This is a genomic window from Bacillus sp. 2175 (genome assembly GCF_057812155.1).
Map to the genome: position 1 here is coordinate 680,127 of NZ_CM173819.1, position 17,881 is coordinate 698,007.

Below are 17,881 nucleotides of genomic sequence, written 5' to 3' on the forward strand. Positions count from 1 at the left end.
AACATGAGGATGTTTTTTATTATTTATTTTCATCTAAGAATAAGACCATATGCTCTTCGTCCCAATATTGTCCGTTATATTTTAATGAACGTTCTTGTACACCGAATGTTTTAAAACCTAATGATTCATAAAGTTTTTTCGCTCCATCGTTGCCAACAACAACATCAAGCATAACTTGTTCTACTTCTAAAGATTTAGCAAGTTCAAGACATTCTTTAATAAGTGCTTTTCCTGCTCCAAGTCCGCGTGCTTTTGGAGATACATATACAGAACCGATTTTAGCTTTATGTTCTTGTTTTACATATGGTTTCGTTTCCAGCGTTGCAACCCCGATTAATTTTCCATCTTTAAATGCACCTAGCGTATAGTTTTCATCTTGTGCTAATTTTTGTGCTTTATATTCAATCGCACACTCTTTATTAATAATATCTTCATAAGAAGAGCTGAATGCTTCAGGGTTTTGCTTTAATCCTTCTACGCGAAGTTCTAAGTAAATTTCTGCTTCGTCTTTTGTTAATACATGGATATCCAATTATATCACCCTCCAAATCTTTGCAAATGTACCTTTATTTTATATTGAAATAAGAATAATTTCAAAAGCTTAGCTTATATGAGCTGTTTTTATGAACAAAATAACACCAGTAGTGTTTACTACTACTGGTGTTTTCACACGCATATTATTCAAAAGGTAGCTCGATTATAAAGTTTGTTCCCGCTTCTAATTGGCTTGTTACTAGAATAGAACCGTTATGCAATTCTACAATTTCCTTTGCAACAGCTAGCCCGATGCCTTTTCCGCCTGTAGCTCGTGTTCTGGATTTATCAACACGATAAAAACGGTCAAAAATATGCGGGATATCTTCTTCAGGAATACCTTCACCTTCATCTTGTACACTTATTGTAAAAGAATATGTTTCCATGAGTACACGTATCGTAATGGATGTGTTTTCTGGCGAATGTTGATAAGCGTTGTGTAATAAATTTAACATAACTTGTTCCATACGTCTTTCGTCTATACAAACTTCTAAATCATCTTTGCAATATACATGAAGTTGCATTTGCTTATTCGTTAATGTTGTTTTTGTTTTTTCAACCATTCGTTCTAAAAATGGCTGAAGAAGCACTTTTTGTTTTTTTATAACAAATTGGTGTTGTTCTAATTGTACAAGCATAAATAAATCTTGGACGAGATCGGTTACACTATCCGTTTCATCCTCAATGATTTGTAAGTATTCTTCTCGCTCCTCTTTTGTTAAAGAGTCTCTCTTTGCTACCTTTGCATAACCTTTCATATAGGTCAATGGAGTTAATAGTTCATGAGCGACACTAGCGAGAAATTCATTGCGCTCTTTTTTCATATACGTAAGCTCACTCGATAAATCTTCAATTGTTTTTGCTAAACTTCCGAGTTCATCATTTCGTTTAATACCTAATTGAATTGGCTTGTTTAATTTTGACATTTTTTCTGTCGCTCTCTTCATTTTTATAAGAGGATCTGTAATAAATTTAGAAAAAACAAAGACAGAAATAGTTGTTAAAATAATCGTCAAAATACTAATGATAAGAAATTGATGCAGGAGTTTAAGTAACATCTTTTCTAAGAAAGATGTTTTTAATAACATATGTAAATTACCTTGAAATCCTTGAATTTCAAGTGGACTTACTGTTGAGATGAATTTTGATTTTTTCCAGTTTCTTTCTACAATTAACCCGCTTTTTGGAATAGATTTTGTTTTACAAATAAGTTGTTTTTGCATTTCTTTCGTTATGGGTTCTGAGTTAGAAATAATTTTGCCGTTATTGTCAGTTATAATGATTGTGATATCAGTATTAGCAATTAATTCGGAACCGATTAAATCTTCAGCCGCATGCTCGATAGTGAAATCCTGATACCGAGGGTGTTTAGGACGTTCTGTGTATTGCTGTTGTTTAGAATGATCATTCCATCTTGCACGGTTTACAATCTTATCACGATACCGATTACCTTTCTCTAATAGAGCATCGGTTTCTTCTTTCACACGCATTGTTGAAAGGCTTTTATAAAAAGATACGAAAGCAATTGTTTCAATACATAAAGCTAATATTAAAAAGTATGTCCCAATTTTAAGGGAAAGTTTACTCATTTTCTCACCATACCTTATTCATAATAAAGAGTCAGTGGTATACGATTTCCCACTGACCGAAGTAATTATTCACTTTTCCATTTATATCCGACTTTATAGACCGTTTCTAGGTAATCTTCAATCGGAAATCCTTTTTTGCGTAGTTTATCACGGATATTACGAATGTGTGAATCAATTGTTCTATATTCGATATCTGTTTCATAGCCCCAAATTTTTTCGATTAAATCATCTCGGCTATAAGCACGGTTTGTATTTTGCAAAAATAGTCCGAGTAACGAAAATTCGATAGGAGTTAGCGAGATTTTTTCATCGTACACTGTGACGGTATGTTTCGTTTTATCCCACTCAATACCATTGAAACTAACAAAGCCATCTTTTTTTGTACGGCGTAATATAGCCTCGATTCGTGCGACTAATACATGCTCATCAAATGGTTTTGTAATATAATCATCTGCGCCCATCGTGAGGCCTTTCACCATATCGTAGTTTTGGTTGCGAGCTGTTAACATAATGATAGGAACGTTAGAAATTTGACGAATTTGATAGCAAGTATCCCATCCATCCATATTCGGCATCATAACATCTAATAAAATAATATCGAATTCTTTTTGTTCGATTAATTTTAGTGCTTCAAGGCCAGAGGTAGCTTTCATACAAAAATAGCCGCGAGGGCTTAAGAATAGATCTAATAATCGTAACATACGTTCTTCATCGTCTACTAATAAAATTTTTACCATAATCTTGTGCACCCCAAACTGTTCATTCTACTTGTATAGTTTACATGAAAATAATAAAAAACTCTTTTTATGTGATTGAATGGAGGGATGATTTTTTCGCTCGGAGTAATTGACATAAAAAATGCACTAGTTTTGCACAACTATTTTTTATAATAAAAAACGTAGCGACACAAAATACCCTATGTTGCGACATAACGTCATGTCATTTTATTTATAAAATGACAATTCCATTCTATTGTGTATGTGAGATAGAGAGGGTTTTCGTATTCACCTCGCATCGGATAAGAAAAATTTCCTATCTCACACTTTTTTTAAAAGGAGATCATACACATGAATCCAAAAGAAGAAATTTCAAAAAAAGAAAAGCAAGATCGTAATACGGTTGTCATGTGTGTTGCCGTATCTATGGTTATTATTATAAGTTGTGTAAATAAAATTTTAGGGATTTTATAAAATAAAAAAGCTGATTGCTTCTTAAGAAGCAATCAGCTTTTTTCATTGTTAGGGGAGTATTCCTATATGATAAACCAAGGTAAAATTGCTAACCCAGAAGTTACAATTGCTGTAGTAAATATTAAAAGCATAGCTCGTTTGTTTTGTTTCATGTCACATTCTCCTCTATATATCAAGTACATGCGATCAGCGTGGGATGTAGTTCCCCACTGAGTAAAGTTTCACTTTATATTTTTAGTATAATAAATGGTAAGGATTGGTACGATCGATAAAGGTGACATGAAGATTACATTGTTGTAATGCAAAAAAACATCTTTCTTATTAAGAAAGATGTTTTTGGAAAACTACCCCGCTATTTGTGGGCAGTAACTCCCATCTTAAAATTCAGCGAATGCGAGGGAGTTAGGTGGGCGATAACTGCCCGTAAAAGCCCGATTGATTCAGCTAATACTCAGTGGAGGATGGAAAAATCACCCACTGAGTAAAGTTTCACTTTATATTGAAGTATTAATCATTTAAGAACAGAACCATATGTTCCTCGTCCCAATATTGACCGTTATGTTTTAATGAACGCTCTTGTACGCCGTAAGTTTGGAAACCTAATGACTCATATAATTTTTTTGCTGCATCGTTACCAACTACAACATCGAGCATAAGTTGTTCTACATGTAATTTATCGGCATTTTCAATAATTGCTTTAATTAGAGCTCGTCCTGCTCCAAGGCCACGCGCTTTTGGAGAAACAAAAACGGAACCGATTTTTGCTTTATGTTCTTGTTTAATAAATGGTTTTGTTTCTAAAGTAGCGATACCAATTAAATCATTATCTTTGAAGACACCTAGAGTATACTTATCCGGATTGCTTAATCGTTTAGCCATAGCAGCCACAGGATTTTCATGTTTAAGAACATCTTCATAAGAAGAGCTAAAAGCTTCCGGATTCTTCGTTAAACCTTCCATACAAACTTTTAAATATATTTCTGCGTCCTCTGTTGTTAATAAGCGAATTTCCATAGTTGTAACCTCCCTGGTGGATTTCAAATAAATCCATTACTTTTATAAGATTGAGTATATGTTTTGTTAGTATTCTCTTTTAATTTGTAAAAGAATGAAAAGATATATGCTACAATGTTTTGTTTTAATTATGTAATGAAATTATATATTAACTTTGTTAACTATTCAAGTGTTTAATATGTTACATTTTTATAACTAAAATAACTCCTCGATTGAGGAGTTATTTTTTAAACATTGGATTGATAGCCATCAATTCGTTTTGGATGTGTGTAAATATTACAAGATTCATTTCTAATAAACCCTACGACTGTAATGCCTAAATCATGGGCAAGTTGCAATGCCAGTTTTGTTGGAGCGGATTTAGATAGAACAATTTCACATCCGATTTTTGAAACTTTGAGTAAAATTTCGGATGAAATACGTCCGCTAAATGCGATGATTTTTCCTTTAATGGATATATCGTTACGCAAACAATGACCATATATTTTATCTAATGCATTATGTCTTCCAATATCCATTCTTGATAGGAGGATATTGTTTCGATCACATAGCGCGGTATTGTGAACACCGCCAGTTTGGCGAAATGTAGTAGAAGATTGTTGCAAGGTATTCATTAAATGAAAGCATTCTTCAGGAGTAATTTTTACATGTATATCATGTAAGTCTTTTGCTTTTGCTGCGTCGTTTACGAAAATAAAACCTTGTCTACCTTTTCCGCAGCAAGAAGTGATGTATCGTTTATTATATAAAGTTTGATAGAGCGGATTCACTTTTGATGATTTTACATGGACAATTCCGTTATCTTTTTGAACCCATAGTTCTTCAACATCTTTATAGGAAGAAATAATCCCCTCAGAAATTAAAAAACCAATTACCATATCTTCAATATAATTTGGTGTGCATACGACTGTTACATATTCTTCACCATTCAATTTAATAGTAATAGGAGATTCTGTAACAATCTCATCAAGTTGTTTTGAAAATGTACCAGATTGATAACGTACAATTGTATAAGTCTCTTGCGTAGGCCCCATATTTAATTCCCCTTTTATATGTATTTCTCTCCCACATTTATCATAAAACAATGGAAAAAATAAAAACACCTATTAAAAAGAAGATCACAGATTATTTTGGTTATTATTGTATATGTACGATATAATAGAACTGTAGAATAGTGATATTTTCAAGCTTTCGTAGTTATACCTTATAACATCTAGAATCGACTTCATAAGAAAGTATTTGGGTAGAGCGTTTCAAAAATATGTACAGTAATGCGATTTTGAAAACGGATTCATAATTGTGTTGTACAGTTGGTTGTAAGGAGAGGGGAAACTATGGCAGAACAGACAGTCCGTGTAACCGTCGATGGTAAAGAATTTTCTGCATCAGGTGAAAAGACGATACTACAATTATTTAACGAGAGTAATTTGGAACATCCTCAAATTTGTCATGTACCAGAAGTAGATCCAATTCAAACTTGTGATACGTGTATTGTAGAAGTAAATGGAAAGTTATTGCGTGCTTGTTCAACGAAATTAGAGAACGGTATGCATATCGAAAGACAGTCCCAGCGTGCAAAAGAGGCACAGACTGAGGCAATGGATCGAATATTAGAAAATCATCTATTGTATTGTACCGTTTGTGATAACAATAATGGTAACTGTAAAGTCCATAATACAGTACATATGATGGGAATTGAGGAACAGAAATATCCGTATGAGCCAAAAGTAAGTGCGTGTGAAGTGGATATGTCACATCCATTTTATCGATATGATCCAAATCAATGTATTGCTTGTGGGCAGTGTGTAGAAGTATGTCAAAACTTACAAGTGAATGAAACTATATCGATTGATTGGAGCTTAGACCGTCCACGTGTTATATGGGACAATGGTGTAAGTATAAATGACTCATCTTGTGTAAGTTGTGGGCAGTGTGTAACAGTATGTCCATGTAATGCGTTAATGGAAAAAACAATGCTGGGTGAAGCTGGATTCATGACAGGATTGAAACCGGATGTGTTAGATCCGATGATTGATTTTGTAAAGGATGTAGAGCCGGGATATAGTAGTATTTTAGCAGTTTCAGAAGTAGAGGCTGCGATGCGTAAGACGAAAGTGAATAAAACAAAAACAGTTTGTACATTTTGTGGTGTAGGTTGTTCATTTGAAGTATGGACGAAAGACCGCCACATTTTGAAAGTGCAGCCTGTTTCAGATGCGCCGGTTAACGGTATTTCCACATGTGTAAAAGGCAAATTTGGATGGGATTTTGTAAACAGTGAAGATCGTATTACAAAGCCATTAATTCGCCAAGGAGATACGTTTGTTGAAGCTTCATGGGAAGAGGCTCTGGAAGTTGTTGCATCCAATATGCAGCATATTAAATCAGAATATGGAAGTGATGCATTTGGATTTATTTCTTCTTCGAAAGTAACGAATGAAGAAAATTATCTTATGCAAAAACTAGCCCGTCAAATATATGGAACGAATAATGTAGACAATTGTTCCCGTTATTGTCAATCTCCAGCAACAGACGGTTTATTTAAAACTGTCGGTATGGGCGGGGACGCTGGAACAGTGAAAGATATTGCGGAAGCAGGCCTTGTCATTATCGTTGGAGCAAATCCAACAGAAGGACATCCTGTACTTGCAACGCGTGTAAAACGTGCTCATAAATTACATGACCAAAAATTAATTGTGGCAGACCTTCGTAAACATGAAATGGCAGAGCGTGCGGATTTATTCATTCATCCGCGCCAAGGAACTGATTACGTATGGCTCGCTGGTATTACGAAATATATTATTGATCAAGATTGGCACGATAAAAAGTTCATAGCTGAAAATGTGAAGAATTTTGATGAATATAGCAAAATGGTAGAAAAGTATACGCTTGATTATACAGAAGAAATTACGGGGATTTCGAAAGAAAATCTGAAAGAAATGGCTCGTATGGTATATGAAGCAGATGGTACTTGTGTACTTTGGGGAATGGGTGTAACTCAAAATACTGGAGGAAGTACAACTTCAGCAGCAATTTCAAATCTATTGCTTGTTACGGGTAACTATCGTCGTCCTGGTGCAGGAGCATATCCATTACGCGGACATAATAACGTACAAGGCGCTTGTGATATGGCAACATTACCAAACTGGCTTCCAGGTTACCAAGCGGTTTCAGATGATGCGCTCCGTGCGAAATTTGAAAAAGCATACGGTACTACAATTCCGAAAGCACCAGGTTTAAATAATATTGCAATGTTACTTGCGGCAGATGAAGGAAAACTGCGTGGTATGTATGTTATGGGTGAAGAAATGGCTTTAGTAGATTCGAATGCCAACCATGTACAACATATTTTAGCGAATTTAGATTTCCTTGTTGTTCAAGATATGTTCTTATCGAAAACAGCTCGTTTTGCTGATGTTATTTTACCGGCAGCACCAAGCTTAGAAAAAGAGGGAACATTTACGAATACAGAGCGCCGTATTCAAAGATTATATGAAGTATTGAAGCCGCTTGGTGATTCAAAGCCAGACTGGTGGATTTTACAAAAAGTAGCTCGTGCACTTGGCGGGGACTGGAATTATGAAAATCCAAGTGAAATCATGGATGAAATTGCATCGCTTGCACCTTTATATTCTCAGGCAACATACGATCGTTTAGAAGGATGGAATAGTTTATGTTGGGGTAGCCATGATGGTAGCGATACACCGCTATTATATGTGGACGGATTTAACTTCCCAGATAAACTAGCTCGTCTATCATTAGATGAATGGGTACCACCAGTTGTAGCACCAGATGAGTATGATTTACTTTTAAATAATGGTCGTATGTTAGAACATTTCCATGAAGGGAATATGACGAATAAATCGGCTGGTATTTTATCTAAAGTATCTGAAGTGTTCGTTGAAATCTCGCCTGAACTTGCCCTAGAGCGCAATGTGAAAGATGGTGGCCTTGTAGAATTAGCATCACCATTTGGGAAAATTAAAGTACAGGCACTTGTTACAGATCGTGTAACGGGGAAAGAGCTATATTTACCGATGCATGCAACGGTAAATGAAGAGGCAATCAATATTTTAACTGGAACGGCGACAGATCTTTATACGTGTACACCAGCGTACAAACAAACGATGGTAAAGATGCGTGTACTACGTGAAAAAGGGAATCGTCCGTTACCATCTTCAAACCCGAGAGATAAAAAGCGTAATCCGCAAAATGGTGTTGAAATCCAGCAAAAATGGCAAAGAAAACAATACGTATCACTTGTGGACTAGGGGGCGGAGATAGTGGCGAAAGAAATTACTATAATTAAAAAGAAAGTTGTAACAGAGGAAGAACAGAAACAGCAATTAGCAGATGAACTTCTAAATGAGCTATCTAATAATCGTGAAGCAGTAGAAGAAACGATGCAGCTTTTAGCACAGTTGCAGAAGGCTGGCATATTAGATGCAGCGATTAGTTTACTTGCTGCGAAGGAAGATGTTTCAAAAATCGCTGTGGAGCAATTAAATCGTGAACCAGTTAAAAATGCACTCAACAATATGATGGGGGCAGGAGAAGCGTTATCTTCAGTTGACCCAGAAATAACGAAGCAAATTACGTCCAGTTTAGTTACAGGATTGCAATTTGCAACAGATGAATTAAATAGTGGTAAAAAAACAAAAGTGATGGATTTCTTTAAAGTATTAAAAGATCCAGATATCAATAGAGCTATTACATTCGGTTTTAGCTTCTTGAAAGCATTTGGACAAGGGCTAGAGAAAAAATAGAATAAATGAAAAAGTGATGGGAAGTAGCCATCACTTTTTTCATTATATGTATAAGAGTGTTCATGTTAAGCGGAATATATTATTATTAAAAAGATGGATTAGAACTGGAAATATGGAATCCATCTCAAATATCGTTTTAGAATGTGGAGGAATATATGCAACACCGTAAAAAACTATCTATACCAGGAGTAATAGGACATTCCTTTCAAACAGTTAAATTTGCTTTTTGGAATGTATTAACTTTTCAACTTGCTTATAAATTATTAGCAGCGATTGTGTTTGTTCCACTATTTGGAATCATTTTTAATAAGTTATTGTATTTTGGTGGTTATGCAAATGCGACAAATGATGAATTATTAGCGTTTTTAAAGACGCCTTATGGGATCTTAGCAATCGTAATTTTATCATTGTTAGCACTGTTTCTTATCTTTACAGAATTTGCGGTGCTTATTATTATTTCGTATTTCGCTCATAAAAGACAGAAGGTGAAATTACGTCCGATTTTATATAAAACGGTAACGTATTTACCTACTCTTTTTACATATTGCTTACCAGGATTTATTTTATATGCTGTCGTATTGTTGCCTCTTTTAAATATGGGATATGAAACGGCATTAATCCCGCAAATTCAAATTCCTAACTTTATTACAGGAGAACTGTTTAAGACAACGATGGGACAAGTTGGTTATTACACGTTCTTTGCTGTAGTCGCGTATTTGAATCTTCGATGGATTTTCGTTCTACCTATTGTTGTTTTAGAGCAAAAACCATTTCGCGTGGCAGCACGTAAAAGTGCAACTTTAGTAAAGGAAAGCTTTTTTAAAGTACTATTCTTTTTAGTAGGGTTTTTTATTTCAATTGGAATTGTATATGTCGTGTTTTTGGGAATATATTTATTGTGCCTATGGGGTGTTTATGAATTTACAAACCCGAAAGGAACATTTGCATTATTAGCTGAATCAACGATTTCTGTATTTTTAACGAGCACATTGTATTTATTCAGCTTTATCGTGACGCCATTTTATATTATGGCGATTACGCGATTATACTTACAAAAGGTACCGGTTGAGGATGTTTTATTAGAAGAAGGATTAGATTATTCGAAAACGAAAGCAGATAAATGTTTTTTCCAAAAACATCGTTGGAAATTCATTGGCGTATACATTGTAGGAATTATTACTGCCGGAATGGTCGTTGCCTTCATTGTAACGTTTATTTCAAATTCGTATAAAGAACCGATTATTATGGCGCACCGCGGGTATATATCAAAAGGCGTAGAAAATACGAAAGAAGCTGTGCAAGGTGCGATTGATGCAAAAGCAGACTACGCTGAAATAGATGTATTACAAACGAAAGACGGTGAACTAGCGGTTATACATGATTTGAAGCTGAAACGTCTCGCAAATGCCAATGTGCATGTGTCAGATTTAACGATGGCGGAGTTAAGGCAACTTACCCTTAGTCAAGATGGACTTTCAGGACAAATAAGTACACTTGATGAAATCATTAAGCTAGCAAATGGCAAAATCAAACTTAATATAGAAGTGAAGCTTCATGGGGGCGAAAAAGATTTTGTAAACAAAGTCTTAAAAACGATTAAAGATAATGAATTTGAGAAGCAATGTGTAATTCAAACGTTACACTATCCACTTATTAAAGAGTTTAAGCGTGCAAATCCAGATATAAAAGTAGGGTATATATTGTATGCAAGTAGAGCTAACTTAAAGAATGTGAAGGCTGACTTTTACGTAGCAGAAGAATATATGTTAAATAAGAAATTAGTAAAAGAAGCAAGGAAGTTAAACAAACCAATTTACGTATGGACAGTAAATGATATGGAAAATTTAAAGGCATATTATAAGTTGAACGTAGATGGTATCATAACCGATTACCCTGAAGATGCACGTGAAACAATTAAGATGTTAAAAGAGCAAGAAGCGGAAGAAAGTGATCTGTTTGATAAAATTACTGAAACGACAGATGATTTATTTTCTAAGTTATTTATAAGTTACCCAGCTGCTGGCTAAATGCTAGTAGCTGTTTTTTTGTGAAAAGAATATATCTCTAAAGTATTGAGTAAAGTAATAACTGTATATGTATACGTTATCGCTTAGGTTTCTTACATTGTTACATTATTGTCAAATAATAAATGATTGCTGTTTATTTTGAAGCAGTATAATAAAAATAGAGTGAAAGATAATGAAATGACACGAAACACCTAATAGAATCAATGTTTTATATATTTACACTATTCTAAATATAAAAACTTTAGTAAAATGGTATGTTAGCGTTTTCATAACTTTTAAGTTATGCTAGAATAAGGACATAAGTTATTAATTATTACAAAAAGAAAAAAGAATCTCTTTTTTCTGTTAATTATAAGGGGGCATTTCATTATGCGTATTGGGGTACCAGCAGAAATTAAAAACAACGAAAACCGTGTGGCAATGACACCAGCAGGTGTTGTACATTTAATTCGTAACAATCACGAAGTATTCATTCAAAAGGGTGCAGGTTTAGGGTCTGGTTTCACAGACGCTCAGTATGTGGAAGCGGGAGCAAAAATTGTTGATACAGCTGAAGAAGCTTGGAACATGGAAATGGTTATGAAAGTTAAGGAACCAATTGAAAGCGAATACAAACACTTCAGTGAAGGCTTAATCTTATTCACATACTTACACTTAGCTCCAGAGCCAGAATTAACAAAAGCTTTAATCGAGAAAAAAGTTGTTTCTATCGCATATGAAACAGTACAATTAGAAAACCGTTCATTACCATTACTTGCACCTATGAGTGAAGTAGCTGGTCGTATGGCTGCGCAAATTGGTGCACAATTCCTTGAGAAAAATAAAGGCGGTAAAGGTATCTTACTTGCAGGTGTTCCAGGGGTTAAACGTGGTAAAGTAACAATCATCGGTGGTGGACAAGCTGGTACAAATGCTGCTAAAATTGCAGTTGGACTAGGTGCGGATGTAACAATCATCGACTTAAGTGCAGAACGTCTTCGTCAATTAGATGACATTTTCGGAAACCAAGTAAAAACTTTAATGTCTAATCCTTACAATATTGCAGAAGCTGTTAAAGAGTCTGATCTTGTAATCGGTGCAGTATTAATCCCAGGTGCAAAAGCTCCAAAACTTGTAACAGAAGAAATGATTAAATCAATGGAACCAGGTTCTGTTGTTGTAGATATCGCGATTGACCAAGGTGGTATTTTCGAAACAACTGATCGTATTACAACTCATGATAACCCAACTTATGAAAAACACGGCGTTGTTCATTATGCAGTTGCAAACATGCCAGGTGCGGTTCCACGTACATCAACTCTTGCATTAACAAACGTAACAGTACCATATGCAGTACAAATTGCTAACAAAGGCTACAAAGAAGCTTGCCTAGGTAACACTGCATTACTAAAAGGTATTAACACATTAGATGGCTATGTAACATTCGAAGCAGTTGCAGAAGCTCACGGTGTAGAGTACAAAGGTGCTAAAGAATTATTAGAAGCAGAAACAGTATCTTGCTAATAGAAGCATTATACAAAACAAAATCGAACAATATATAAAACAACATGATAAGGGCTAAGAGTGAAGATCTCTTAGCTCTTCTTGGCAAAAGGGGGCATACATCGTGGCCAACCTATTTAAAAAGAAATCCGTTACGCAATTGTTAGGGGAAAGTAAAAGTAAAACTTTGACGAAAACGCTAGGGGCATTTGACCTAACAATGCTAGGGATTGGTGCGATAATTGGTACAGGAGTTCTAGTATTAACTGGATTAGTAGCAGCAAGAGATGCTGGTCCAGCAGTTATTTTTTCATTCATGATTGCAGCCATCGTTTGTGGATTTGCAGCATTATGTTACGCAGAGGTTGCTTCTACACTTCCTGTTTCAGGTAGTGTGTACACATACTCATATGCAACAATTGGTGAGTTTGTAGCTCATTTAATGGGATGGACATTACTATCCGTATATGTTGTAACGACTGCCGCAGTAGCTGGCGGATGGACTGGTTACTTCCATAACTTAGTGAGTGGATTAGGGCTTGAAATTCCAAAAGCACTGCTAACGATTCCGTCTCAAGGTGGTATAGTGAATTTACCAGCAGTTATCGTTACATTAGTTATAACTTGGTTATTATCAAGAGGTACGAAAGAAAGTAAACGAGTGAATAACATAATGGTATTAATTAAAATTGGTATCGTTGTTTTATTCATTGCAGTTGGTGTATTCTACGTGAAACCAGAAAACTGGATACCATTTGCACCGTATGGTTTAAGTGGAGTTTTCGCGGGGGGAGCAGCAGTATTCTTTGCTTTCTTAGGATTTGATGCATTAGCAACTTCTGCTGAAGAAGTAAAAAATCCGCAACGTGATCTACCGATTGGTATTATCGCTTCGTTAGTCATTTGTACAATCATTTATGTTGTAGTTTGTCTCGTTATGACGGGTATGGTTTCATATAAAGAGCTAGATGTACCGGAAGCGATGGCGTATGTGTTAGAAGTTGTAGGACAAGATAAAGTAGCTGGTATAATCGCAATTGGAGCTGTAATTGGTATTATGGCAGTAATTTTTGCTTACATTTATGCAACGACACGTGTATTCTTCGCTATGAGCCGTGACGGTTTATTGCCAGAATCTTTCGCGAAAATTAATAAAAAGACAGAAGCACCAACATTTACAGTTTGGTTAACAGGAATTGGTAGTGCTTTAATTGCTGGATTTATCGATTTGAAAGAATTGTCGAATTTAGCGAATATTGGAGCGTTGTTAACATTTGCGATGGTTGGTGTGTCAGTTATTATTCTTCGTAAAACACATCCAAAATTACAACGTGGATTTATGGTACCACTTGTACCGATCTTGCCGATTATTTCAATTGCATGTTGTCTATTCTTAATGGTAAACCTACCATTAAAAACATGGATGTACTTCGGTGCTTGGTTAGCAATCGGAGTAGTTGTATACTTTGTTTATTCGAAAAAACATAGTCATTTAAAAGACGATGGAAGTTCGCAGGATAATTTAGAACAAGCTAATTAAAGGGATATAAACACAGTAAGCCTTGTGCGTCTAGGGAGCGCGCAAGGCTTTTTCTTTTGTTGAAATAAAGGGAATGTATATTATTTTGTCGAATTTTTCTGTCGGAATATGAAAAAAGGGTGGGAGCGAAATGGAAGAAGCAAAAGTTGTTGTTGGAGCAGAGGGTTATAATAATAACCCTGGTTGGTTACATACGAATGAAGAAGAATTAAATTTATTACGGAGAGAAGCTTGGCTTGATAAATTTCAACCTAATTCTTTATCAGTAATTTTGGCAGAACATGTATGGGAGCATTTATCATATGAAGAAGGAATTGAAGCTGCAAAAATTTGTTATGAGTTTTTAATGGAGAATGGATATATTCGTTGTGCAGTACCAGATGCATTTTTTCCAGATGAAGAATATCAGCAAGGGGTACAAGTAGGTGGACCTGGTCCATTAGATCATCCTGCAGCAAGTCATAAAATTGTTCATAGCTATAAAACAATCACGTCCATGTTTGAATCAGCAGGTTTTCAAGTAAGGCTCTTAGAATACTGTGATGAGAATGGTAAGTTTCACTATAATGATTGGAATGAGAAAGATGGATTTATTTATCGTTCGAAACGTTTTGACCATAGAAATCGGGATAATCATTTAGGATTTGTTTCTTTAATTGTGGATGCGGTGAAAAATGAAAAGTAAGTAAAAAGGGGGGTGCGAATTGTGCATCCTTTTTTGTATGAGAATATAGAGAGTGCGAAAAATATGTATACGACTTATTAAAATGTGAACGGAATGTTCATAAAAAAAATTCAGATTTCATTGACACATATGAGTGGGCGCTCATATAATAAGAGTATAAGATATATGAATGATTGTTCATATGTTCAATTAAAGAGGTGAGCTATAATGGCTGGAAATAAAGTAGAAACACCACAAGAGACATGTTCTCAAACGATAATTCATGAAGAAGTTGTAGAGCAAGTAAAACAAACAATTCCAACTGATGAAAGTTTAAGTAAAGTAGCAGAACTATTTAAAGTATTAGGTGACCGTACACGTACGAGAATATTACATGCGCTATTTGAAGCTGAAATGTGCGTTTGTGATTTAGCTTATTTATTAGGAATGACACAATCATCTATTTCGCATCAGCTTCGTGTGTTAAAGCAAGCGAAACTTGTGAAGAATCGTAAAGAAGGAAAGGTTGTTTATTATTCGTTAGCTGACCAGCACGTAATTCATATCTTCGAGCAAGCGTTTGAACACGTAAACGAAGAAGAATAAAAGAACGCGAGGAGGGAGAACGATGGCTGAAGCATTGGTGAAAAAGAAACTGATGTTAGAAGGTTTAGATTGTGCGAACTGTGCAATGAAAATTGAAAAAGGTGTTGGGAATATAGAAGGAGTAAATTCTTGCTCTGTAAACTTCGCAACAAAGACAATGATCTTAGAAACAGCACAAAATAAAGAAAACGAAGTTGTTACGGAAGCAAAACAACTCGTTACAAAATTAGAACCGCATATTAAAGTTCAAGAAGAACAAAAAAATAAAATTGCTAAAGAAGTATTTATATTAGAAGGTTTAGATCGCGCGAACTGTGCAATGAAAATTGAAAATAAAGTGAAGGAAATGCCAGCTGTCTCAGAAGCAACTGTTGATTTCGTATCGAAGAAATTACGAGTAGAAGTTGCGAATAAAAGAGAACTAGAAGCGACTGTAGCAAATATAACAAATGTCGTTCAAAAGTTAGAACCAGATGTGAAAGTTGTTCGTGAAGAGAAGAACGGTCATGACCACGGACATAGTCACGATCATGGTGAAGCAAATGTGAAAAAGATGGTAGGGAGATTAGTGGTCGGCGGAATTTTGACAGCAATTGCTGCATTAGCGGGCTTACCACAAATGGTAACAATTCCGTTATTTGTCCTTGCTTATTTATTAATAGGTGGAGATATCGTTTGGAGAGCGATAAGAAACATAACTCGTGGCCAAGTATTTGATGAAAACTTCTTAATGGCAATTGCAACTGTAGGAGCTTTTGCAATTCAACAATATTCTGAAGCTGTAGCAGTAATGCTATTTTATCAAGTAGGAGAACTATTCCAAAGTATTGCGGTAAACCGCTCCCGAAAATCAATTACTTCATTAATGGATATTCGTCCTGATTATGCGAATGTAAAGGTTGGAAATGAAACGAAACAAGTATCACCAGAAGATGTACAAATTGGCGATTATATTATCGTTAAGCCAGGTGAGAAGGTGCCGTTAGACGGAAAAGTAATTGAAGGAACATCAATGGTAGATACTTCAGCATTAACAGGTGAATCTGTACCACGTGAAGTTGAAGTTGGAAATGATGTATTAAGTGGCTTTGTGAACCAAAACGGTGTGTTGACAATTGAAGTTACAAAAGAATTCGGTGAATCCACTGTATCGAAAATTTTAGATTTAGTTCAAAATGCAAGCAGTAAAAAAGCACCAACGGAAAACTTTATTACGAAGTTTGCACGTTACTACACTCCAGTTGTAGTTATTACAGCGGCGATCATGGCGTTTATTCCACCACTTATTTTAGAAGGAGCTACATTCTCTGAGTGGATTTATAGAGCTTTAGTGTTCTTAGTAATCTCTTGTCCATGTGCGTTAGTTGTATCCATTCCTCTTGGATTCTTTGGAGGTATTGGTGGTGCATCTAAAAGTGGTGTGTTAGTAAAAGGTAGTAACTATTTAGAAGCTTTAAATGATGTAAAATATATTGTTTTTGACAAAACAGGAACATTAACAAAAGGTGTTTTCAAAGTTACAAAAATGGAACCGAGCGAAGGTACTACAAGTGAAGAGTTATTAGAGTATGCGGCATTTGCTGAAGTATATTCTAACCATCCAATTGCCCAATCTATTCGAAAGGCATATGGAAAATCAATTGATGAAAAAATAATCGATGATTATAACGAAATTTCTGGTCACGGTACAGTCGTAAAAGTACAAGGAAAAGAAATTTTTGCAGGTAATGCAAAATTAATGAGAAAAGAAAATATTGAATTTAAGCAACCAGAAACAGTAGGTACATTAGTTCACGTTGCTGTAGATGGAAGATATGCAGGTTATATTGTTATCTCTGATGAGGTAAAAGAGGATTCGAAACAAGCGATTCAAAAGTTAAAAGAACTAGGTATTAAAAAGACAGTAATGTTAACTGGTGATGCAAAACCAGTTGGTGAAGCTGTCGGTAAAGAATTAGGCTTAGATGAAGTTCATGCGGAATTACTACCGCAACAAAAAGTAGAAGAGATTGAAAAAATTGATGCAGCGAAGCACGGAAAAGAAAAAATTGCCTTCGTTGGTGACGGTATTAACGATACACCAGTATTAGCCCGTGCAGACGTTGGTATTGCGATGGGTGGTTTAGGATCAGATGCAGCAATTGAAGCGGCAGACATCGTTATTATGACTGATGAGCCTTCAAAAATTGCGACAGCTGTAAAAATTGCAAAACGTACAAGAAGTATAGTGTGGCAAAATATCATCTTTGCTCTAGGTGTAAAAGGGATCGTTTTATTACTTGGTGCTTTTGGTATTGCAACAATGTGGGAAGCTGTTTTCTCAGATGTTGGTGTGACACTACTTGCAGTGTTAAATGCAATGCGTGTATTAAGAGTGAAAGATTTATAAAAAAGAGGACGCGACCCGCGTCCTCTTTTTTATTGGTGATTTTGTTGAAATTGACTCAATAAAATAATACCAAATATTAT

The 17,881-nt window shown here is 35.3% G+C and carries 14 protein-coding genes; 9 read left to right on the top strand and 5 right to left on the bottom strand.

The annotated features are described in order from the left end of the window. Nucleotides 1-19: 19 nt before the first annotated feature. From ACXKY9_RS03715 to ACXKY9_RS03725, 3 genes are all read right to left on the bottom strand, one after another. Entirely contained in the window at nt 20-532 is a 513-nt protein-coding gene (locus tag ACXKY9_RS03715) for a GNAT family N-acetyltransferase (RefSeq protein WP_000351212.1), read from the bottom strand. Between the two features lie 145 nt (nt 533-677). Beyond that, the gene (locus ACXKY9_RS03720; protein ID WP_000041028.1) at nt 678-2,123 is read right to left on the bottom strand and encodes a HAMP domain-containing sensor histidine kinase; all 1,446 of its coding nucleotides are present in this window, start codon (nt 2,121-2,123) and stop codon (nt 678-680) included. Nucleotides 2,124-2,188: 65 nt separating this feature from the next. Next, a complete protein-coding gene (locus ACXKY9_RS03725; RefSeq protein WP_000238956.1) occupies nt 2,189-2,860 on the bottom strand; it encodes a response regulator transcription factor in 672 nt (223 codons plus the stop codon). A 330-nt stretch (nt 2,861-3,190) separates the two neighbouring features. Between ACXKY9_RS03725 and ACXKY9_RS03730 the strand changes: the two genes are divergently transcribed. Further along, nucleotides 3,191-3,313, top strand: a complete 123-nt coding sequence (locus ACXKY9_RS03730; RefSeq protein WP_001068392.1) for a hypothetical protein — start codon at nt 3,191-3,193, stop codon at nt 3,311-3,313. A gap of 507 nt (nt 3,314-3,820) precedes the next feature. On the opposite strand, the gene ACXKY9_RS03735 is transcribed toward ACXKY9_RS03730, so the two are convergent. Further along, a complete protein-coding gene (locus tag ACXKY9_RS03735) occupies nt 3,821-4,327 on the bottom strand; it encodes a GNAT family N-acetyltransferase (RefSeq protein ID WP_000405883.1) in 507 nt (168 codons plus the stop codon). A gap of 227 nt (nt 4,328-4,554) precedes the next feature. Then, entirely contained in the window at nt 4,555-5,361 is an 807-nt protein-coding gene (gene fdhD, locus ACXKY9_RS03740) for a formate dehydrogenase accessory sulfurtransferase FdhD (RefSeq protein WP_000529230.1), read from the bottom strand. 300 nt (nt 5,362-5,661) lie between these two features. On the opposite strand from fdhD, the gene fdhF reads away from it, so the two are divergent. From fdhF to ACXKY9_RS03780, 8 genes are all read left to right on the top strand, one after another. After that, complete coding sequence (fdhF, locus tag ACXKY9_RS03745) at nt 5,662-8,598, top strand: formate dehydrogenase subunit alpha (RefSeq protein WP_000840675.1); 2,937 nt, start codon at nt 5,662-5,664, stop codon at nt 8,596-8,598. Nucleotides 8,599-8,610: 12 nt separating this feature from the next. Then, entirely contained in the window at nt 8,611-9,093 is a 483-nt protein-coding gene (locus ACXKY9_RS03750) for a helical membrane plugin domain-containing protein (RefSeq protein WP_001040507.1), read from the top strand. 155 nt (nt 9,094-9,248) lie between these two features. Next, nucleotides 9,249-11,120 carry a glycerophosphodiester phosphodiesterase gene (locus ACXKY9_RS03755; protein ID WP_001164700.1) on the top strand — a complete coding sequence of 624 codons (1,872 nt, stop codon included), beginning with the start codon at nt 9,249-9,251 and terminating at the stop codon, nt 11,118-11,120. 369 nt (nt 11,121-11,489) lie between these two features. Beyond that, a complete protein-coding gene (gene ald, locus ACXKY9_RS03760; protein WP_001219744.1) occupies nt 11,490-12,623 on the top strand; it encodes an alanine dehydrogenase in 1,134 nt (377 codons plus the stop codon). 103 nt (nt 12,624-12,726) lie between these two features. Beyond that, nucleotides 12,727-14,142 carry an amino acid permease gene (locus ACXKY9_RS03765; RefSeq protein WP_001284887.1) on the top strand — a complete coding sequence of 472 codons (1,416 nt, stop codon included), beginning with the start codon at nt 12,727-12,729 and terminating at the stop codon, nt 14,140-14,142. 130 nt (nt 14,143-14,272) lie between these two features. Beyond that, nucleotides 14,273-14,827, top strand: coding sequence for a class I SAM-dependent methyltransferase (locus tag ACXKY9_RS03770; RefSeq protein ID WP_000390569.1), 555 nt, complete (start codon nt 14,273-14,275; stop codon nt 14,825-14,827). Between the two features lie 207 nt (nt 14,828-15,034). Further along, a complete protein-coding gene (locus ACXKY9_RS03775; RefSeq protein ID WP_000918378.1) occupies nt 15,035-15,412 on the top strand; it encodes an ArsR/SmtB family transcription factor in 378 nt (125 codons plus the stop codon). A 22-nt stretch (nt 15,413-15,434) separates the two neighbouring features. Then, nucleotides 15,435-17,801 carry a heavy metal translocating P-type ATPase gene (locus ACXKY9_RS03780; RefSeq protein ID WP_000796577.1) on the top strand — a complete coding sequence of 789 codons (2,367 nt, stop codon included), beginning with the start codon at nt 15,435-15,437 and terminating at the stop codon, nt 17,799-17,801. Nucleotides 17,802-17,881 lie beyond the last annotated feature (80 nt).